The sequence below is a fragment of the Metapseudomonas boanensis genome (assembly GCF_018704125.1).
GTDB classification, from domain to species: domain Bacteria; phylum Pseudomonadota; class Gammaproteobacteria; order Pseudomonadales; family Pseudomonadaceae; genus Metapseudomonas; species Metapseudomonas boanensis.
The window spans coordinates 1-18,983 of sequence record NZ_JAGTIS010000011.1; the positions used below are offsets into that span (position 1 = coordinate 1).

Below are 18,983 nucleotides of genomic sequence, written 5' to 3' on the forward strand. Positions count from 1 at the left end.
CCCATCCCGAACTCAGTAGTGAAACGACGCATCGCCGATGGTAGTGTGGAGCTTCTCCATGTGAGAGTAGGTCATCGTCAAGCTCCTATCCCAAACCCCCGATACGCCCAGGCGTGTCGGGGGTTTGCCTTTGGGCACGGGAAAAACCGGCTTCGGTCCGGCCGCTGGAACAGGGCTGAAGGGGGAGCCGAAGCGCAGCAGATGTCCCCATGCCGGACAAGCAGTTTTGATAGCTTTTGCCAGGGCCGGCCATTCAACGATGGGCAAAAGTGACTCGCCTAGGAAGGCGAAACAGTCCCGCGCGATGCGCTGTTGGCTGCGGCGCTGCTAAGACAGGGAGTCCTTGGCAATCCCAATGGCCGCCTGTCATTCCTCGATTTCAACCAACTGGCCAGTGTGGCACTGGCGCAGTGCCGGGAGCCTGCACTGGGGCTGGTCCTCAAGCAACGCCTCAACGTCTCCATCCACGGCATTCTTGGCTACGCAGTATTTTGTCCAGCGCCAACCTCGGCCATGCCCTGCAATTCGCTTTGAAGTACTACCGAGTGCTTGGCCTAGCCTACGAACTGGAACTGATGAAGCAGTTCGATTGCGTGCAACTCCGTGCAACCGAGTCCTTTCCCATGGGCTCGCTCGGCTGCTTTGCGGGCGAGGGGCTGCTGAGCAGCTTCTTCAGCATTGCCCGGTTTCTGGTTGGCGAGGCGCTGGAGGGGCAGCAGGTGGGCTTTGCTTACACTGCACTGGGCTACGCCGCGCGTTACTCCGAGGTCTTTGGCGTTGCTCCGGTCTTTGAGCAGCCTTTCCATTGGCTGAGCCTGCCCAACGCCTAAATCGATCGGCCGATGGCCCTGGCCAACCCCGCTACGGTGCAAATGTGCGAACAGCAGTGCGAGGCGTTGCTGGCTTGCAGGACGCATTGCTCACCCGCGTACGCCGCCTGCTACTGGCCCGCCCAGGCGATTTTCCCGATTTCGATAGCGTTGCCCACATACTGCATACCAGCTGCCGGAGCCTGCGTCGCCGCCTGACGGCCATGGGGATCAGTTACCAGCAGGTCTTGGACGAAGTGCGTAAGGGCCTGGCCCTGCAATACATCGTCACCATCCATTTGCCGCTGTACGAGATTTCTTGCCTGCTTGGGTTCAGCGACCCGTCAAACTTCCTCCGCGCCTACCATAAATGGACGGGCAGGCTAACCAGCGATTATCGTGCCGAGCCATGAACCTGAATACACAGCGCTCTGCACGCCAAGATGCGGCCGGGGCTCAGCGTTGTAACGGAGACATCTGATGAGAGAGCCAACGACCCTGATCCGTGAAACCTTCCCTGTTGGGCCTTTGCAGTGCAACTGCACCCTGATCGGCGATCCCATCAGCAAGAAGGCTATCGTGGTCGATCCAGGCGGTAACCATGAGTTGATCCTGGCGCGGCTTGAGGCCCATGAGCTGAAGCTGGTCAGCATTATTCACACGCACGCCCACCTGGACCATTTCCTCGCGTCCGGAGAATTGAAGAAGGCTACCGGTGCTACGCTCCACCTGCACAAGGAGGACCAGTTCCTCTGGGACAACCTGGAAATGCAATGCCGCATGTTCGGCGTACCCTATAAGCCCGTACCGTCGCCTGACCAGTGGCTGGCCGACGATGAGGAGCTGGCCTGTGGTTGCGGCGTGGCCTTGCACACGCCAGGGCATACGCCTGGCTCCATGAGTTTCTGGTTTCCCCAGGCCAAGTTGCTGATTGCTGGCGACACGTTGTTCCGTCGCGGAATCGGCCGGACCGACCTGTGGGGCGGTGATTACGGCACCATAGAGCGCTCGATCAAGCAGCGCCTGTACAGCCTTGACGAGGACGCCACCGTGATTACCGGCCACGGTCCGGAGACCCGACTGGGGGAGGAAATGCGTGAAAACCCCTTCGTGCGGGCCTGATGCACGGAATTTCTATCGATTGCTGTGCTCTAATTGTGCGCAGCCGAGATCGGCTGTAAGAATTCTCAGGAGTAAAAAGTCCATGTTCACCCCGCGTCGCCTGATCATCGCCGCTACTGCCTTCGCCATGCTTTCGGGCTGTGCACAAACCCCTTACGACGTCCAGAGCCAAGCCCCAAGCGAAGGCAGCGGCATGAGCAAAACCGCCAAGTACGGTGCCCTCGGTGCTCTGGCTGGCGCCGTGGCAGGTGCTGCGATCAATCACGACAACCGTGGCAAGGGTGCGCTGATCGGTGCCGCCGTTGCGGGCGCGGCCAGTGCCGGCTACGGCTACTACGTCGACAAGCAGGAAGCCGAGCTACGCCGCAGCATGGAAGGCACAGGCGTCCAGGTGCAGCGTGATGGCGACAATATCAACCTGATCATGCCGGGCAGCATTACCTTCGCCACCGACTCGGCCGATATCGCCAGCAACTTCTACAACCCGCTGAACAACCTGGCGACCTCCTTCAAACAGTACGATCAGAACAACATCGAGATCGTCGGTCATACTGATAGCACTGGCAGCCATCAGTACAACATGACCCTGTCGCAGCGTCGTGCGCAGAGCGTGGCCAACTACCTGATGGCCCAGGGCGTCAACGGTGCCCGTGTCTCCTCCCGTGGCATGGGCCCTGACCAGCCTGCCGCCAGCAACGCCAATGAGGCCGGCCGTTCCCAGAACCGTCGTGTGGAAGTCAAGCTGACACCTATCCCCGGCGCTCAGGTTTCGCAACAGTAATACTGATCCCGCTGAGTGCAAGAAGGCCCGCATAAGCGGGCCTTCTTGTTTCCGGGGCTGTCTGTCGAAGGGCAACACGCTCACCGCCAGTTATTGGATTCCTGTCTAAACTGGCGAGGTGGGTTGCACCGAATCTCGCCGAGCCTGCACGCCAGTTGTCAATGGCTGCTTGCCGGTATCCACGGAGTGGACAGGAGACAGCATGGAAGACAAATCCCCCTCTTTTTTAGAGCGCTTCGGTGTGCCAGCGCTCGTCACCCTTGCCTTGATCGTTGGCCTTGGCGGGCTGGTGCTCTGGCAGTGGCTGGCCCTGGAGGACCGTAACCGCAACGAGTACGAGCAGCGCTTTCGCATCGAGGCCGAAGAGATTGCTCAGCGCGTCAATGCCCGCATGCTGGCCTACGGCATGGTGTTGCGCGGGATGTCCGGCTTGATGGTGGGCAGTTCCAACGTCTCTGCCGAAGAGTGGTCCAGGGCGGCCGAACAGTTGCAGTTGCAGGATCGCTATCCGGGAATTCAGGCCCTGGTCTGGGCGCGTGCACTGAAGAAGGCGGAGCTGAGCCAGTTCGTCGGGGAAATCTGGGATCAGGGGAGGCGGGAGTTTCGTGTTTTTCCGCCGGGTGAGCGCGACGAGTATGTGGTGGTTCAGTACAGCAACCCGCTGGATTGGCGCAACCGTCGTGTGCTGGGTTACGACATGCTCAGCGAGCCGGTGCGTAAGCTGGCCGTGGAGCAGGCGCGAGAGAGCGGCGAGGCCCGTCTGACGGGGCCGGTGAAGCTGAAGCAGGAAACCGAGCAGGACGTCCAGAGCGGTGTGCTGCTGTACATGCCGGTGTATCGGGTCGACGCGCCGATCACGACGGTCCAAGAGCGCCGCGATGCCTTACTGGGCACTGTGATCGGCGCATTCCGCGTGCACGACCTGATGGATGGCATCCTGGGGAGCCAGAACGCCCTTTATCAGATCGACCTGCGAGATATGGGCAGCCCTGATGACCCTTTGCTTGCCGAAGCCGAAAATGCCGTGCAACAGCCGCGCTTTCGCCAGGTCGAAGAGCTCAATCTGTTCGGCCGCACCTGGGTGTTGGGCATCAGCAGTACGTCCGAATATGAGGCCATGCTGGGCAATAACCGCCTGGCCTTCAGCCTGTGGACCGGTCTCGCCGCTGCGATTCTGCTAGGTCTGCTGGTCGGTGGCTATCTCTACCAGCGCGAGCGCCGTCTTTTGCTCACCCAGGCTGCCGCTGCGGAGTTGCGCGAGCGTGAGGAACGTTTCCGTCTTGTGGTCGAGGCCTCGCCTAATGCCATCCTGCTGGTCGATGCGCGGGGGCGAATCGAGATGGTCAATCGCCAGATCGAGCAGCTGTTTGGCTACAGCCGCGACGAGCTTTTGGGGGAGACGGTGGAACGGCTCCTGCCGGAGAGCTTCAGAGCGGCCCACGTGGGGCTGCGCAAGGGCTACCAGCAGAGGCCCGAGCAACGGCGCATGGGTAGCAACCGCGAACTCCATGGCCAGCATCGCGACGGTCAATTGATTCCCCTGGAGGTGGGCCTGTCGCCCATCCAGAGTGGCGGCGAACTGCTGGTCCAGGCGGTGATCATCGACATCAGCGAGCGCAAGGCAGCCGAGCAGCGCCTGCGCGACCAGGCCGAGCAGCTGATCCTGGCCAATCGCTACAAATCCGAGTTCCTCGCCAACATGTCCCATGAGCTGCGTACGCCGCTGAACAGCATCCTGATTCTCAGCGATCAGCTGCGGCAGAACCTAGCCGGTAACCTCACTGAGCGTCAGGCCCGCCATGCCGATATTGTCCACAAGGCGGGCAATGACCTGTTGCAGCTGATCAACGATGTGCTCGACCTCGCCAAAATCGAGGCGGGGCGCATGCAGTTGAAGCTGGAGCCGCTCAACGTCCAGGATATGCTCGCTGAGCTGGATGGCAGCCTGCGCCCCATGGCCGAGATCAAGGGATTGCGCCTGGTCACAGAGGTCCAGGCGGGCGTTCCGCGGGTTATCCATAGCGACCGAGTGCGTCTGCATCAGATCTTGCGGAACCTGCTTTCCAATGCTCTGAAATTCACCGAGCACGGCGAAGTAGGCATCAGCATTGAGCTGGACCCGGCAGGTGCTTGCGATGGACGCGAAGTGCTGCGCTTCGTGGTGCGCGACACCGGAATCGGCATCGCCGAGGACCAACGCGAGCGAATTTTCCAGGCCTTCCAGCAGATAGACGGCTCCACCAGCCGCCGTTTCGGCGGCACGGGCCTGGGGTTGGCCATCACCCGACAGTTGGTACTGGCCCTGGAGGGCAGCATCAGCCTTGAAAGTGCGCCAGGCAAGGGGGCGAGCTTCATCGTGCGGCTGCCGGTAGCGGTAGCGGCGGTGCAGCCGACGATGGAAGAGGCCTCGACGCAACCCCTGCGCAGCGGTCAGGGGCCGGCAGTGCTGATCGTCGAGGATGACGCCAATTTCGCCTCTGTGATTGCCGAGGAAGCGCAGAACCACGGGTTTTCCACCGTTCTCTGCCGCAGTGGCAAGCAGGCCATGACTGTGCTGCAGGAGGAGCGTTTCGTGGCGGTGATTCTCGACATCCTGCTGCCGGACGTCAGTGGATGGCAGATCTACCGGCGCCTGCGCAGCCTGGCCAACCATCGAGGAACGCCAGTGAACATCATCTCTTGCGTGCCCCAACCCCAGGACTGGGAGGAGGACGGTACCCGCTACCTGGTCAAGCCCATTGCACGCGAAGACCTGGAGCAGGTCTTCGAAGGCATCGAGCGGGTCGGCGTGGAGTCTCGTCGGCTGCTGCTGGTTGAGGATGTCGAGGTGGAGCGCGAACATTATCGCGAGCACCTGGAGCGGCTGGGCTTCGAGGTCACCGCCAGCGCCAGCGGCGAGGCGGCCAGCCAGGCCTATGCTGTGCAGTCGTTCGATGCCCTGGTGGTCGACCTCGACCTGCCCGACCAGGATGGGTTCGAATTACTCGAGCGGCTTGATCGCCTGCGGCCGTTGAACGGCGCGCAGGTGGTGGTTAATACGGGCGTGGACATCGAGCAGCAGAGTCTTCAGCACTTGCGCCGCTACTCGGCCGTGGTGGTGCGCAAGGCAGGCAATGACCTGGACGGGCTCAGTTTCGCTGTCGAAGGGTTTCTCGCCAGCGTGCGCGAGCCTAAGGGGCAGCAAGGTCATGCCGGTATCGTTGACCCGCTGGAGGGAGGGCGCGTCCTGCTGGTCGACGATGACGTGCGCAACATCTATGCCTTGAGCGCGCTGCTCGACGAGGTCGGCTTGAAGGTGACGGCCGCGAGCGATGGACTCGAGGCCATCGCCTGCTATCAGCGCGAGCCTTTCGATCTGATCCTGATGGACATGGCGATGCCCGAAATGGACGGCTACACCGCCACCAGAGTCCTTAAGCAGAAGCACGGTTGCAGCATCCCTGTGATCGCACTGACGGCCCATGCCATGAAGGGTGATCGGGAGAAGTGCATTACCGCAGGTGCCGACGACTACCTTGCCAAGCCGGTGAGTCGTCAGGATCTGTTGGACATGCTCTATCGTTGGCTTGACAACCCGGGAGGTCGCGATGGCAGACCTGCAGCCTAGGGAAAATCCGTTGTACAACATCTTGCTGGTGGTGGACGACCGTCAGGAAAATCTCATCGCCATGGAAGCCTTGCTGGACAACGGAGATTGGCAAGTGCGTACCGCGAACTCGGGCGAAGCGGCGTTACGCTGCCTGCTTGAAGAAGAGATTGGCCTGGTGCTGCTGGACGTGCAGATGCCGCGCATGGATGGCTTCGAAGTGGCGCGGCTGATGCGCTGTAGCCCGTTGACTCGCTATACGCCCATCATCTTCATTTCCGCCATCGCCCATACCCAGGATGCGGTGCTGCGCGGTTATACCTCGGGCGCTGTGGACTTCATCCTCAAACCCTTCGACCCCCAGGTGTTGCGCTACAAGATCCAGTCGCTGCTGGCCCACGAACGCAATCGCCGCGATCTCTTGCACCTCAGCCAGCAACTCGACAGCGCCCGAGCCTTTAATGCGTCGGTGCTGGAAAACGCGGCGGAAGGCATTGTTGTGGTCGGCGAAGATGGCCTGATCAGCTTTGCCAACCCGGCCATGGCGCAGATGCTCCAGTGCAGCGTCGGCGATCTGGAGGGCAGAACGCTGCTGTCACTGTTCGGGTTCCCGGAAATGGCTGTCGAATGGCGTTTTTCGGAGTTCTATCGGCATTGGAGGCAGGGGCTGACCTACCGACTGCACGACGCGAGCCTGCAAACTCTGGGTGGAGAACGCCTGCCGGTAGCCGTGTCCTGCTCGCCCTTGCCGCGCGCCCAGCGCTCCATGGTGGTGATCGCCCTGGATATGTCGGTCGTGCGCCACCTGCACGCCCAGCTCGAATCCCAGGCCATCACCGATGCCCTTACCGGGCTGCTCAACCGACGCGGCTTCTACCAGTCGCTGGAGTCGGTGCTGGCGCGCATCGAACGCAACGGTAAGCGCATGGCGGTGCTCTACCTCGACCTGGACGGCTTCAAGCTGATCAACGACTCCCTCGGCCACGAGGCCGGAGACCATGTACTGCGTCGGGTGGCAGAACAGCTCAAGTCCTGCCTGCGTCCGTATGACGTGCTGGCGCGTGTAGGGGGCGACGAGTTCACCGCATTGCTGGATGTGCTCGAACATCCGGAGGATGCGGCACGGGTGGCGGAAAAACTCATCGAGCTTGTTTCGGTCCGGCAACGGATCGAAGGCATCGACGTTACCCTCGGCGCGAGCATCGGCATTGCCTGCTATCCGGAGTGCGGGCAGAGTGTGGACGGGCTGATGCGCGCTGCCGATATCGCCATGTATGAGGCCAAGCGCGCCGGGCGACAGCAGTACCGCTTCTACTCGCCGGAGATGAATGGTCGCGCGCGTTCACGGCTGATGCTGGAAGAAAGCCTGCGTAATGCCATCGAGCACAGCGATTTCTACCTCGTCTATCAGCCGCAGATCTACCTCGAAAGTGGCCGCCTGCGCGGTTTCGAGGCACTGTTGCGCTGGGAGCACCGCGTTGCCGGCACCGTGGCCCCCAACGTGTTCATTCCGCTGTTGGAAGAAACCCGGCTGATCAACCGGCTGGGGGATTGGGTTATCCGCGAAGGCGCTAACCAGTGCAAGACCTGGCTCCCTCGATTTGGTGAGGACCTGGTGATCAGCCTCAATGTCAGCCCGGTGCAGTTCAGCATGCCGCAGTTGCTGAGCGACCTGCAGCGAGTGCTTGACGACCTGCAACTGCGGCCCAGCCAACTGGAGGTGGAGGTGACCGAAAGTGCCCTGATGCAGGATCTGGAGCAGACCCGCAAGAAGTTGCAACAGCTGCGCGCCTTGGGTGTGCGCATAGCCATCGACGATTTTGGGACGGGTTATTCCTCCCTGGCCTACCTGCGGCATTTCGAATTGGACACCTTGAAGGTCGACCGGTTGTTCATTGCCAGCATGCTGGACTCCCCGCGTGATGCCGCCGTCGTGAGCACCATCATCGACCTGGGGCGGCACCTGGGCCTGGAGGTGATCGCCGAAGGCGTGGAAACCATGGCTCAGCGCGACTGGTTGCTGGACCACGGCTGCGCCATCATGCAGGGCTTCCTGGTCGCGCAGGGAATGGCGGCAGCTGCCGCTGGGGCCTTTCCGTTGCGAGTGGAATGGGGGGCGTTACGCTCCACGCCGGTCCCGGCCCTCTCCCCCGCCCCCTCTCCCTGAGCGGAGAGGGTGACCGAGCCCTACTCGATACATCGTCCATTTTCCGTTTCGCTCCATAGCGCACTTCCAGCTCACCGGGCCTACACTTTTTCTGTCGGGGCAGATGGAAACCCGCCCTGGCATTCGAGCGATAAGGAGGCTCCATGTACTGCTTTGTTGTGGCGTACCCCAACGCGCCTGGCGCGAAGTTCGATTTCACCTACTACTGCGAAGAGCACATTCCACTGCTGAGCCGCCTGCTGGGCGAGAACTTGGTGAAAGTGGAGGTTCGCAAGGGGCTGTCCGCTGCCGATGGTGCCGTCGCGCCATTCATCTGCATGGCCAATTTGTGGGTGCTGTCGGCAGAGGAATTGCGCAGTACGTTGGACCTGAACGGTGACGAGATCAGCGCCGACATCCCCAATTACACGAACCTTTCCCCCTTGCTGCAGCTGGACGAGGTGCTTTGACAGCGACGAGAAAAAAAGCCCGGCAGAAGTCGTAATGCTGGTCACATAAGAAAGAAACGCCGCTTGGCCCTCAGGGGGAAGCGGCGTTTTTGGGGTTGGCGCCATCAAAAACGGGTTATCCCGGACACGCCTTCCGCGCAGCACCATCGCTGAAACCGCAACAGCTGACGCAGACATCGCCGAAGTGAACAGCATTACGCAATCAGGTGGGCTTTTCGTCGTTTCAGGCGCTGCGGGCCGGCTGGAACTTCTGATGCAGCCTTGCCAGCTGTGCGTCCTTCACTTCCCACAGGTTGTTGACCCACTTCTGGAAGGCCAGGCGGTATATCTCGTCCTGGTCGTAGCTCTTGCCGATGAACTCCTGCGGAATCTCCAGCTTCTCGATGCGCACCACTACTTGGCGTAGCTCCCCGGACAGCAGAGCCCAGAAGTTCGGATTGCCATCCGGATAATGGATGGTGACGTTGAGCAGCGCGTGCATCTGCTCGCCCATCGCGTCCAGTACGAAGGCGATGCCCCCAGCCTTGGGCTTGAGCAGGTACTGGAAGGGTGATCCCTGCTGGTCATGCTTGTTACGCGTGAAACGGGTGCCTTCGAGGAAGTTGAAGATGCCCACCGGGTTGTCGCGGAACTTGGCGCAGGTGTGGCGGGTGGTTGCCAGGTCCTTGCCCTTTTTTTCCGGGTGCTTGGCCAGGTACGCCTTGGAGTAACGCTTCATGAAGGGGAACTCCAGCGCCCACCAGCATAGGCCGATCACCGGAACCCAGATCAATTGCTGCTTGAGGAAGAACTTCAGCGGACGGATGCGACGGTTGAGCAGGTGTTGCAGCACCAGGATGTCAACCCAGCTCTGGTGGTTGCTGGTGACCAGGTAGGAGTGCTGGTAGTCCAGCCCGGCCAGGCCGTCGACATCCCAGCGCGTAACGCACACAAGGCGCATCCAGCCCTTGTTGCAGGTGATCCACGCTTCCTGGATGAAGCTCATCATCACGTTCAGCACGCGCTTGGCGAAGCGGAAGGGCAGCAGCAGCTTGAGCAGGGTGACGGCGAAAAGCGGCCAGCACCAGAACAGGGTATTGAGCGCCAGCAGGAGGGTGGCCAGTACACCGCGCAAGGGGGAAGGGATAAAACTGAGCATGGAAGGGATGCAGCCTCACCGTGCGGTGGTCATGGCCACCTCGTTATGGGTTGGGCCCGCGGTGTTCCCTGAGGGCGGGCAGAATGGGTCAAAGGTTAACGGTTGTTCACTGGACTGCAAGCGCGAAGGGTGACCAAGCGGTCGCGTGGGTGGGCGGCCCGTGGTGACTTTGTGAGGGGGATTTCATTTGCCAGGCAAAGGGACCAGCGGCCTGCCCGGCGGACTTGCAGGGGGCCGCGGTGCGGCCCATTGCGAATGAATTCGCACCCACAAGGTCCTTCTGGAGTGTGTTGCTCAACCCTGGCTCGCCGCCTGGATCGCGGTCAGGGCGATGGTGTGGACGATGTCGTCCACCAGTGCCCCGCGCGACAAGTCGTTGACCGGTTTTCGCAGCCCCTGCAGCACCGGACCGACGCTGACCACCTGGGCGCTGCGCTGCACAGCCTTGTAAGTGGCGTCGCCCGTGGCCAGGTTGGGGAAGACGAACACAGTGGCGCGACCGGCCACGGGGCTGCCCGGCGCCTGTTGGCGCCCCGCATTCTCGAAGGCGGCGGCGTCGTAGGGCAGGGGACCATCAATCAGCAGGTCGGGGCGTGCTTCCCTGGCCATGCGGATGGCCTCGCGGAGCTTTGCCAGCTCCCCCACGTCCGTGGCATCGCTGATCATCGCCACACGCGGCGGAATACCGAGGGCGGCTGCGGAGTCGGCACTCTGCAGGGCTATCTCAGCGAGATCGCTGGCATTCGGTTCCGGGTTCACCGCGCAGTCGCCGAAGAGCACCACCTGCTCTGGCATCAGCATGAAGTAGACCGACGACGCCAGGCGGTAGCCGGGTGCCGACTTGATCAGCTGCAACGCAGGGCGAATGGTGTTAGCGGTGGGGTGAATGGCGCCTGATACCAGGCCGTCCACCTCATCCAGGGCGAGCATCATGGTTCCCAGCAGGACGTTGTCCTCGAGCTGCGCGGTGGCCATTGGGGCGTTCAGGCCCTTGTTCTGGCGCAGCTCCACCATGGGGTGCACATACCGTTCGCGGATCAAGTCCGGGTCGAGGATTTCCAGCCCGTCCGGTAGCTGGATGCCCTGGGCGCTGGCGACCGCGCGGACGTCCTCGGGCTTGGCCAGCAGCACGCAGTGAGCGATGCCGCGTGACTGGCAGATCGCCGCAGCTTGCACGGTGCGCGGTTCGCTGCCCTCAGGCAGGACAATGCGCTTGCCCGCAAGCTGGGCGCGTTCGATCAGCCGGTGACGGAAGGCTGGTGGCGACAGGCGCTCCTCGAGCGGGCTGCCGCAGCGCTTGCGCAGCCAGTCGAGGTCGAGGTGGCGGGCGACGAACTCGGTGACTTTTTCCGCACGCTCCCGGTCGTCCACCGGGATCTCCTTGTTCATGTGGTTGAGGTTGGTGGCCGTGTCATAGGTACCGGTGACCACGCCCAAGACCGGCAAGCCGCCTTGCAGGGCGCCCCGGCAGAGTTCGAGGGTGCGTGGATCGGGTTGGATATCGCTGGACAGCAACAGGCCTGCCAGGGGCACGCCGTTCATCGAGGCCAGACTGGCGGCGAGGATGATGTCGTCGCGGTCGCCGGGCGTCACCACCAGCACGCCGGGTTTCAGCTGCTGAACGGTGTTGGGCACGGTGCGTGCGCAGACCACTATCTTCTGCACTCGGCGCTGGTCGCAATCGCCGGCGCTGATGATGCGTGCACCGAGCAGGTCGGCCACATCGCGGGTGCGCGGGGCGTTCAGTTCTTCCAGCCACGGGACGCAGCCGAGCAGGCGGAACTCGCCACTCCTGAGCAGGGGCGACTGCTCCTTGAGGCGCTTCGGGAAATCGTCGCCCTGTACCTTGTTGAGGATCACGCCGAGCATCTTGGGGTCGCGCGGCCCGCCGAATTGCTGGGCCTGAATCTCCAGGCGATCGGAGAGTTCACCGAGGGTTTCGTCTTCCGGTGCGGACACCAGCATCACATCAGCATCGAGGCTTTTCGCCAGATGGAAGTTGATTCGCGCCGCATAGCTGGCGTGGCGGGTTGGCACCATGCCTTCGACGATGACCACGTCCTTGCCTTGGGCGGCCTGCTGGTGCAGGTCGACGATCTCGTCCAGCAACTCATCCAACTGGCCGTCGGCTAGCATGCGCTCGACCTGCGACAGTGCCAGCGGCTTCGGTGGGTTTAGGCCATGGGTGCGGGCGATCAGTTCGGTGGAGCGCTCCGGGCCGACGTCGCCGGGGTGCGGCTGGGCGATGGGCTTGAGGAAGCCCACCTTCAGGCCGGCCAGTTCGAGGGCGCGGACCAGGCCTAGGCTGGTGGAGGTGAGGCCCACACCGAAACCGGTGGGGGCGATGAAAAAGGTATGCATGGGGTTCCTCAGTTGTACTGCGGGAGCCGGGTGTCAGTTGAGCAGGCCCAGTGTGTCCAGGGCGATCTGCCGTTCTTCGTTTGTAGGCACCACCAGCACGCGGGGATGACCGCGCTTGTGGATGGGGCCAGCGACGCCGCGCACGCAGCGCGCGTTGGCCTCCCGGTCGATGGCCAGGTTGAGCAGCTTCAGGTGATCCACCGTTTTGCTGCGTACCAAGGGTGAATTCTCGCCTATCTCGCCGGTGAAGATCAGCCCGTCCAGTTGCGGCAGGGCACATCCGACGGCGGAAAGGGCCTTGGCCAGGCGGTAGCAGAATACCTCGATGGCCAGGGTCGCTCCGGCGTGTCCCTGGTCGCGGGCGCGCTCCAGGCTGCGCATATCGCTGGCCAGACCGGAAAGGCCCAGCAGGCCGCTTTCCTGTTTCAGCACCTGGTCGATCTTCTCCAGGCTCCAGCCCAGGCTGCGATGCAGCTGGGTGTAAAGGTGCGGGTCGATGTCCCCGCTGCGGGTACCCATCACCAGGTTCATGCTGGAGTCGCGGCTCTGTCCGTTGACGATGGCGCATACGGAGCTGTGCAAACCGAGGTGTGCCGATAGCCAGCAGCTGTCGCCAATGGCCAGCCCCGCCAGCTCGGCGGCGCGATGGCTGACGAAGCGATGGCTGCTGCCGTGAAAGCTGAAACGGCGGAAGCTGTGCTGGCGATAGAGTTCGTCCGGCAGGGCCAGGCGGTAGGCATGTTCGGGCAGGGTCTGGTGGAAGGCGGTGTCGAACACTGCCACCTGCGGCAGGTTGGGGACCAGGTGCAGGGCGGCCTCGATGCCGTGCAGGCTGGCCGGCATCTGATCCGGTGCGAGCGGGGCGAGGGCGCGCAGCCGGGCGAGGACCTTGGCATCCAGCCGGCATGCTGAGGTGAACTGTTCGCCGCCATGCAGGACGTGATGGCCAATGCCATGCAGCTTGCCGCCAGCAGCGTTTTGCACCAGGGGCAGGAGCTGGGACAGCGCTGCACGGTGGTCGGCATTGGGGATCATCAGGCTGTCTTTCTCGCCGCCGCGCTGCCAGCGGAGCTCGGCGTTGCGGCTGCCCAAGCCATCGGCCATGCCGTGTAGGGGGAACTGGCTGTGGGCCTCGTTGACCAAAGCAAAGCGCAAGGACGAAGCGCGGGCGTGGATGACCAGGATATTGCGTGCAGGCATCAATCTTCCTTCTTCGGTACGGGCGCGATGCCCTGGGCACACCAGCCGCACGGGAACAGGCGGCCGAGCTGGGCCTGGCGCTGCTCGGGGTCTAGAACCCAGGTGCGCGACTGCCACGGCGGCTGGTGCCGCAGGTGTTGAGTATGGCCGCAAGAGAGAACGGCTACCCAATGGCCGTCGTCATCCTGGCGGAGCCCTATCAGACGCGGCGCGGCAGCGATCCGTCCGTCAGTGCTCGGGTCGCAATCGGCTGACTGCGCGGTTAAACTTGCACGTTCATCATTCATTCGCAAAAGGTCTCGCACCATGCTGATCGCCGCCAACAAGGCTGTGTCCATCGACTATACCCTGACCAACGACGCCGGTGAGGTGATCGACAGCTCTGCCGGCGGCGCTCCGCTGGTGTACCTGCATGGCGCGGGCAACATCATCCTCGGTCTGGAGAAGGCACTGGAAGGCAAGCAGGCCGGTGACGAGCTGAGCGTTGCCGTCGAGCCGGAAGATGCCTACGGCGAATACAGCGCCGAGTTGGTTGCTACCCTAGATCGCGCCATGTTCGAAGGCGTCGACCAACTGGAAGTCGGCATGCAGTTCCACGCTTCGGGCCCGGACGGCAGCATGCAGATCGTCACCATCCGCGATATCGACGGCGACGACGTGACCGTCGACGGCAACCACCCGCTGGCTGGCCAGCGCCTGAATTTCAAGGTCAAGGTAGTCAACGTGCGTGATGCCAACTCCGAAGAGATCGCTCACGGCCACATCCATGGCGAAGGCGGTCATCACCACTGACCGATCGTCAGCGATTGCTGGCCTCAGCAAGACGTGATTCGGCTGCTAAGCTGATCAAACCGAAAAGGCGCCCCGGGGCGCCTTTTTCGTCCGTTGTGAAATCCCTGCGACTTTCAAGGAGTCTGTCATGAGCGCCTTTCACGACCTCAAACTGCGTGGCCTGGACGGTCAGGACCTGCCTCTGGCTCCGTTCAAGGGGCAGGTGGTCCTGGTGGTGAATGTAGCCTCCAAGTGCGGCCTGACCCCTCAATATGCCGGTCTGGAAAAGCTTCACCAGCAGTTCCATGACAAAGGCTTCACGGTGCTCGGTTTGCCGTGCAACCAATTCGCAGGCCAGGAGCCGGGCACTGAAGACGAGATCCGCGAGTTCTGCAGCCTCAACTACGGGGTGACCTTTCCCTTGGGCAGCAAGCTCGAGGTCAACGGCGCGGCGCGGCACCCCTTGTACCGACTGCTGGCCGGCGAGGGCGCGGAGTTCCCTGGCGACATCACCTGGAACTTCGAGAAGTTCCTGGTGGGCAAGGATGGCCGCGTGCTGGCGCGATTCTCGCCGCGCACGGCGCCGGACGATCCCCTGTTGATCCAGGCTGTGGAAAAGGCCCTGGCCTGATCTACCATCGCACCCATGAACTTTCACTTGTAGGAGCGAGCTTGCTCGCGAAGGGCACGATGCTGGTAATTCGCCGGCACGCTGGCTCCTACAGCGCCCACCTCACAACATCTTCCCTGTTGCCACCCAATCACTCTGATCAATAGTGCTGGGCGGGCGAGACGACCGGTCATATGCTCGCCGCCATGACCAGTATCCGACTCGACAAACGTGACCTCATCCTCGCCAAGGGCTCCCAGGTGATGACCCGCCGTGGTTACCACGGCACCGGTGTACAGGAGATCGTCCAGGCCGCCGGCATCCCCAAGGGGTCCTTCTATCACTACTTCGCCAGCAAGGAAGATTTCGCCCTACAGGCGTTGGAGTACCTCTACCTGCCACGCCTGGAGCGTTATGCACAGGCCTTGACCAACCCGGCTTTGAGCCCACGCCAGCGCGTGATCGGTTATTACCAGGACTTGCTGACGCACTTCGCCAGCCGCGAAAAGCCCGAGTATCACTGCTTCATTGGCAGCCTGGGGTTCGAGATGGCCGAGCTGTCTCCCGCCATTGGCGAGCAGGTGGATCTGATCCTGCAACGTTCGGCGGACATCCTTCAAGGCTGCCTGGAAGAAGCCGTGGCTGCCGGCGAACTAGCACCTGAAGAAGACTGCGCGAACCTCGCCGCCTTCATCGCCAACGCCTGGCAAGGCGTGCTGACGCGCCTGAAGGTGGGTAGCGGCACCTTGCCGATGAACGCTTTCGTAGACCGCCTGGAGCTGCTGCTCCGGGCCTGATTTTTCCACGCCTGTAAACGAGACGACCGGTCATATGGCCGGCCCAAGGAGACCCCGTGACTGCTCCCGTGCAAGCCCTCTTCGAACCCTTCCGCCTTGGCGGCCTGGAACTTCCCACACGCGTGGTGATGGCGCCGATGACCCGTTCCTTCTCCCCGGGCGGCGTACCCAATGCCAAAGTGGTGGAGTATTACCGTCGCCGCGCAGCTGCCGGTGTCGGCCTGATCATCACCGAGGGCACCACGGTTGGCCACAAAGCCGCCAACGGTTACCCGCATGTGCCGCGCTTCTACGGCGACGACGCCCTGGCCGGGTGGAAAGCGGTGGTGGACGCCGTGCATGCCGAAGGCGGCCGCATTGTCCCGCAACTCTGGCACGTGGGTAATGTACGTCGCCTGGGCACCGAGCCTGACGCCAGCGTGCCCGGCTATGGCCCCAGCGAGAAGCTGAAGGATGGCCAGGTGGTCGTCCACGGCATGACCCAAGAGGACATTCAGGACGTGATTGCCGCCTTCGCCAAAGCAGCTCGCGACGCCAAGGCCATCGGTATGGACGGTGTGGAAATCCACGGTGCACACGGTTACCTGATCGACCAGTTCTTCTGGGAAGGCAGCAATCAGCGCGCCGACGAGTACGGCGGCAGTCTGGCCAATCGCTCGCGTTTCGCCATCGAGCTGATCCAGGCAGTGCGTGCGGCTGTGGGCTCGGACTTCCCGATCATCTTCCGTTTTTCCCAGTGGAAGCAGCAGGACTACGCCGCACGCTTGGTGCAGAGTGCCGAAGAGTTGGAAGCCTTTCTCAAGCCACTGTCCGAGGCCGGAGTGGATATATTCCATTGCTCGACCCGCCGCTTCTGGGAGCCGGAGTTCGACGGTTCCGACCTCAACCTTGCAGGCTGGACCCGCCAGTTGACCGACAAACCGACCATCACCGTTGGCAGCGTCGGCCTGGATGGCGAGTTCCTGCAATTCATGGTGAAGACCGACAAGGTGGCGCAGCCGGCCAACATCGAAGGCCTGCTGGAGCGCCTGAACAAGGCCGAGTTCGATCTGGTGGCCGTGGGCCGTGCCCTGCTGGTCGACCCGGACTGGGCGGTGAAGGTTCGTGAAGGGCGCATGCAGGACATCCTGCCGTTCAGCCGCGAAGCCTTGGGTAGTCTGGTCTGAGATGTTGGAAGCCCCGCTCAGGCGGGGCTCTTTCCTTGGGGGTGTCCTTTGTATGCCCTGACTCTCGCCGGCTCCCCTCCCTGAGGGGGAGGGACCATGGGGAGGCCGTGATCAGCTCACTGGCGGTAGTGACTGTCCTTCGGGGGCGGCAATGCTGGCGTGGCGCGCCTCCATCAGACATTGTTCGAACTGCTGGACAATCACCTCCCACCCCTGGCGGCCAGCATGCTGGCGGGCGTTGAGGCGGACCCGACGCAGGATTTCCGGGTCTTCCAGCAGCCAGATGGCTGCATCGAGGAAGCTGCCTGGCTCGTCCGGAAGGGCTAGGGCGCCGTTGTGTCCGTGGCGGATGTGCTGGGCGGCGGCGGCCTGGTCGAAGGCGACTACTGCCAATCCCGAGGCGAGGGCTTCGAGCACTACGTTGCCGAAGGTTTCCGAAAGACTGGGAAAGAGGAACAGGTCGCCGCTGGCATAGTGTCGCGCCAGTTCCTCACCGCGCTGGATGCCGCAGAAGATTGCCTCCGGCATGGCCTGCTGGAGCATCGCCCGCTGAGGGCCATCACCGACCAGGATCAGTCTCAGGCGTCGCTCGGGATAGCGTTTGCGCAGGCTGTTGAAGGCGCTGCAGAGCAGGCCCAGGTTCTTCTCGATGGCCAGCCGGCCGACGTGGAGCACCGCAATGTCGTCGTCATCCAGGCCCCACTGGGCGCGAAGGTCACAGCAGCGCCGGGCGGGGGTGAACAGTTGGCCGTCGACCCCGCGGGACAGCAAATGCAGACGCTCGAACCCGCGTCGGGCCAGGTCCTGCAACTGGCTCACGCTGGGCACCAGGGTCAGTCGGGTGGCATTGTGGAACCAGCGCAGGTAACCGGTCAGTAGCCGGGTCAGCAGACCGACACCGTAATGCCCGGTGTACTGCTGGAAGTTTGTGTGGAAGCCGCTGACCACCGGAATCCCCAATCGCCGCGCCGCCCGCAGGGCAGAGAAGCCCAATGGGCCTTCGGTGGCGATGTAGAGCACATCCGGTGGCTGTTGACGCCAGCGCCGCAGCAGTTTGTGCAGGCACGACTGACCCCACTGCAGGCCGGGGTAGCCGGGTAGTGGCCAGCCGCGGATCAGCAGCAGTTCGTCGCTGCTTTTTCGGCCCTGGTCGCAGGCCTGGCGCGGGCGGACCACTTGCAGGCGGTGGCCGTGGGCGCGCAACCCGTCGTAAAGACGGCCGAGGGTGTTGGCCACGCCGTTGACTTCAGGCAGGAAGGTTTCGCTGATCAGCGCTATACGCAGGAGTGTCGGGCTCATGCGAGGAGTTTCCCGCGCGCTCATGTAGTCGATGTGACGCTGAGGTGACTGCCAGGTGACGGTGCTTCCCCGCATGAGCGCAGAGGCGCAACGATGCTATCTACCCCTTCTCAGCGCATCTGGAATAGTTCCTGGTGGAAATCGACGGGGCTCAGGCCATGGGCCAGAAGATCCTTGTGCAGCGCTGCGCCGAAGCCGGCTGGGCCGCCAAGAGTTTATTGCGAAGAAAAGGATTCAGGATAACGAGTTTAGAGTGTCTGTCATGGATCAATTACATATTTATTACCTTTTCTCGTTTTGCCGATTTGATCTCGGCTTATTGATATGTAAGAAGTTTCGTATTTTAAAATTTTGCTGTTGCATTGATCTGCTAGCTGGGCGCTGCTCATGCGTGGCTGAGTTCTCTGGTGAGCGCTGTAGATCAGGCGCGTCAAGGGTTTGGTGTTTAGGAAGTGGTTGTCGGTGACCCTGAAGTGAAGTTGATTTTTCTGGATAATGTTGATGTCAGTCAGTGGCTTGGTTTTTTTTTGGTTATAAATAGAGTCTGAAATTAATCGTGGGTTGACGATGATCTACGATGATATCGACTTGTCCGAATCCGGCCGAGTTGTGGATGCGCGAAGCGATTACGGGGGGCGTAAGCCGGTCCCGATGTTTGCCCCGCTAGTTGCAGTAGTGCAGAAGAAATCCGGGCTTGATGGTTATTTCGCGTATTCAGGGATCGGTG

Annotated in this window: 15 protein-coding genes, 1 rRNA gene and 1 pseudogene; 12 read left to right on the forward strand and 5 right to left on the reverse strand. The window is 62.3% G+C overall.

The window, feature by feature from the left end; translation table 11 throughout:
• From rrf to J7302_RS18470, 7 genes and pseudogenes are all read left to right on the forward strand, one after another.
• Positions 1-83 (forward strand): 5S ribosomal RNA (rrf, locus tag J7302_RS27155); the annotation flags it as partial.
• 211 nt (positions 84-294) lie between these two features.
• A pseudogene (locus J7302_RS18445) lies at positions 295-1,222 on the forward strand (AraC family transcriptional regulator); the annotation flags it as partial.
• Between the two features lie 67 nt (positions 1,223-1,289).
• A complete protein-coding gene (locus tag J7302_RS18450) occupies positions 1,290-1,931 on the forward strand; it encodes an MBL fold metallo-hydrolase (RefSeq protein WP_215377939.1) in 642 nt (213 codons plus the stop codon).
• An 82-nt stretch (positions 1,932-2,013) separates the two neighbouring features.
• The gene (locus tag J7302_RS18455; protein ID WP_215377942.1) at positions 2,014-2,712 is read left to right on the forward strand and encodes an OmpA family protein; all 699 of its coding nucleotides are present in this window, start codon (positions 2,014-2,016) and stop codon (positions 2,710-2,712) included.
• Between the two features lie 202 nt (positions 2,713-2,914).
• Positions 2,915-6,319 (forward strand): response regulator, encoded by a 3,405-nt coding sequence (locus tag J7302_RS18460; RefSeq protein ID WP_215377944.1) that lies wholly within the window; start codon positions 2,915-2,917, stop codon positions 6,317-6,319.
• Entirely contained in the window at positions 6,300-8,465 is a 2,166-nt protein-coding gene (locus J7302_RS18465) for a putative bifunctional diguanylate cyclase/phosphodiesterase (RefSeq protein WP_215377947.1), read from the forward strand. The genes J7302_RS18460 and J7302_RS18465 overlap by 20 nt, the downstream gene beginning before the upstream one ends.
• 143 nt (positions 8,466-8,608) lie before the next feature.
• Positions 8,609-8,914 (forward strand): EthD family reductase, encoded by a 306-nt coding sequence (locus J7302_RS18470; RefSeq protein ID WP_215377949.1) that lies wholly within the window; start codon positions 8,609-8,611, stop codon positions 8,912-8,914.
• Positions 8,915-9,137: 223 nt separating this feature from the next.
• On the opposite strand, the gene J7302_RS18475 is transcribed toward J7302_RS18470, so the two are convergent.
• From J7302_RS18475 to J7302_RS18490, 4 genes are all read right to left on the reverse strand, one after another.
• Complete coding sequence (locus J7302_RS18475) at positions 9,138-10,052, reverse strand: acyltransferase (protein WP_215377951.1); 915 nt, start codon at positions 10,050-10,052, stop codon at positions 9,138-9,140.
• Positions 10,053-10,346: 294 nt separating this feature from the next.
• The gene (pta, locus tag J7302_RS18480; protein WP_215377953.1) at positions 10,347-12,413 is read right to left on the reverse strand and encodes a phosphate acetyltransferase; all 2,067 of its coding nucleotides are present in this window, start codon (positions 12,411-12,413) and stop codon (positions 10,347-10,349) included.
• Between the two features lie 33 nt (positions 12,414-12,446).
• The gene (locus tag J7302_RS18485; protein WP_215377956.1) at positions 12,447-13,613 is read right to left on the reverse strand and encodes an acetate/propionate family kinase; all 1,167 of its coding nucleotides are present in this window, start codon (positions 13,611-13,613) and stop codon (positions 12,447-12,449) included.
• On the reverse strand, positions 13,613-13,951 hold the full coding sequence (locus J7302_RS18490; protein WP_215377958.1) for a DUF3565 domain-containing protein: 339 nt from the start codon (positions 13,949-13,951) through the stop codon (positions 13,613-13,615). The genes J7302_RS18485 and J7302_RS18490 overlap by 1 nt, the downstream gene beginning before the upstream one ends.
• On the opposite strand from J7302_RS18490, the gene J7302_RS18495 reads away from it, so the two are divergent.
• The 4 genes from J7302_RS18495 to J7302_RS18510 all read left to right on the forward strand — a co-directional run bounded on the left by J7302_RS18495 (position 13,920) and on the right by J7302_RS18510 (position 16,957).
• Positions 13,920-14,405: an FKBP-type peptidyl-prolyl cis-trans isomerase gene (locus J7302_RS18495; RefSeq protein WP_215377960.1), complete on the forward strand. Its 486-nt coding sequence runs from the start codon at positions 13,920-13,922 to the stop codon at positions 14,403-14,405. The genes J7302_RS18490 and J7302_RS18495 overlap by 32 nt on opposite strands.
• A 127-nt stretch (positions 14,406-14,532) precedes the next feature.
• Complete coding sequence (locus J7302_RS18500; protein WP_215377961.1) at positions 14,533-15,015, forward strand: glutathione peroxidase; 483 nt, start codon at positions 14,533-14,535, stop codon at positions 15,013-15,015.
• Positions 15,016-15,200: 185 nt separating this feature from the next.
• On the forward strand, positions 15,201-15,791 hold the full coding sequence (locus tag J7302_RS18505; RefSeq protein ID WP_251702145.1) for a TetR/AcrR family transcriptional regulator: 591 nt from the start codon (positions 15,201-15,203) through the stop codon (positions 15,789-15,791).
• Between the two features lie 56 nt (positions 15,792-15,847).
• Positions 15,848-16,957 (forward strand): NADH:flavin oxidoreductase, encoded by a 1,110-nt coding sequence (locus J7302_RS18510; protein ID WP_215377965.1) that lies wholly within the window; start codon positions 15,848-15,850, stop codon positions 16,955-16,957.
• A 111-nt stretch (positions 16,958-17,068) separates the two neighbouring features.
• On the opposite strand, the gene J7302_RS18515 is transcribed toward J7302_RS18510, so the two are convergent.
• Positions 17,069-18,256, reverse strand: coding sequence for a glycosyltransferase family 4 protein (locus J7302_RS18515; protein WP_394359100.1), 1,188 nt, complete (start codon positions 18,254-18,256; stop codon positions 17,069-17,071).
• A 134-nt stretch (positions 18,257-18,390) separates the two neighbouring features.
• Here J7302_RS18515 and J7302_RS18520 point away from each other — a divergent pair, with 134 nt between their 5' ends.
• Entirely contained in the window at positions 18,391-18,579 is a 189-nt protein-coding gene (locus J7302_RS18520; RefSeq protein ID WP_215377967.1) for a hypothetical protein, read from the forward strand.
• Positions 18,580-18,983: the final 404 nt, after the last annotated feature.

Coding starts and splice junctions, on each gene's coding strand:
- J7302_RS18450 (WP_215377939.1), top strand. CDS start 1,290: ATGAGAGAGCCAACGACCCTGATCCGTGAAACCTTCCCTGTTGGGCCT.
- J7302_RS18455 (WP_215377942.1), top strand. CDS start 2,014: ATGTTCACCCCGCGTCGCCTGATCATCGCCGCTACTGCCTTCGCCATG.
- J7302_RS18460 (WP_215377944.1), top strand. CDS start 2,915: ATGGAAGACAAATCCCCCTCTTTTTTAGAGCGCTTCGGTGTGCCAGCG.
- J7302_RS18465 (WP_215377947.1), top strand. CDS start 6,300: ATGGCAGACCTGCAGCCTAGGGAAAATCCGTTGTACAACATCTTGCTG.
- J7302_RS18470 (WP_215377949.1), top strand. CDS start 8,609: ATGTACTGCTTTGTTGTGGCGTACCCCAACGCGCCTGGCGCGAAGTTC.
- J7302_RS18475 (WP_215377951.1), bottom strand. CDS start 10,052: ATGCTCAGTTTTATCCCTTCCCCCTTGCGCGGTGTACTGGCCACCCTC.
- pta (WP_215377953.1), bottom strand. CDS start 12,413: ATGCATACCTTTTTCATCGCCCCCACCGGTTTCGGTGTGGGCCTCACC.
- J7302_RS18485 (WP_215377956.1), bottom strand. CDS start 13,613: ATGCCTGCACGCAATATCCTGGTCATCCACGCCCGCGCTTCGTCCTTG.
- J7302_RS18495 (WP_215377960.1), top strand. CDS start 13,920: ATGCTGATCGCCGCCAACAAGGCTGTGTCCATCGACTATACCCTGACC.
- J7302_RS18490 (WP_215377958.1), bottom strand. CDS start 13,951: ATGGACACAGCCTTGTTGGCGGCGATCAGCATGGTGCGAGACCTTTTG.
- J7302_RS18500 (WP_215377961.1), top strand. CDS start 14,533: ATGAGCGCCTTTCACGACCTCAAACTGCGTGGCCTGGACGGTCAGGAC.
- J7302_RS18505 (WP_251702145.1), top strand. CDS start 15,201: ATGACCAGTATCCGACTCGACAAACGTGACCTCATCCTCGCCAAGGGC.
- J7302_RS18515 (WP_394359100.1), bottom strand. CDS start 18,256: ATGAGCCCGACACTCCTGCGTATAGCGCTGATCAGCGAAACCTTCCTG.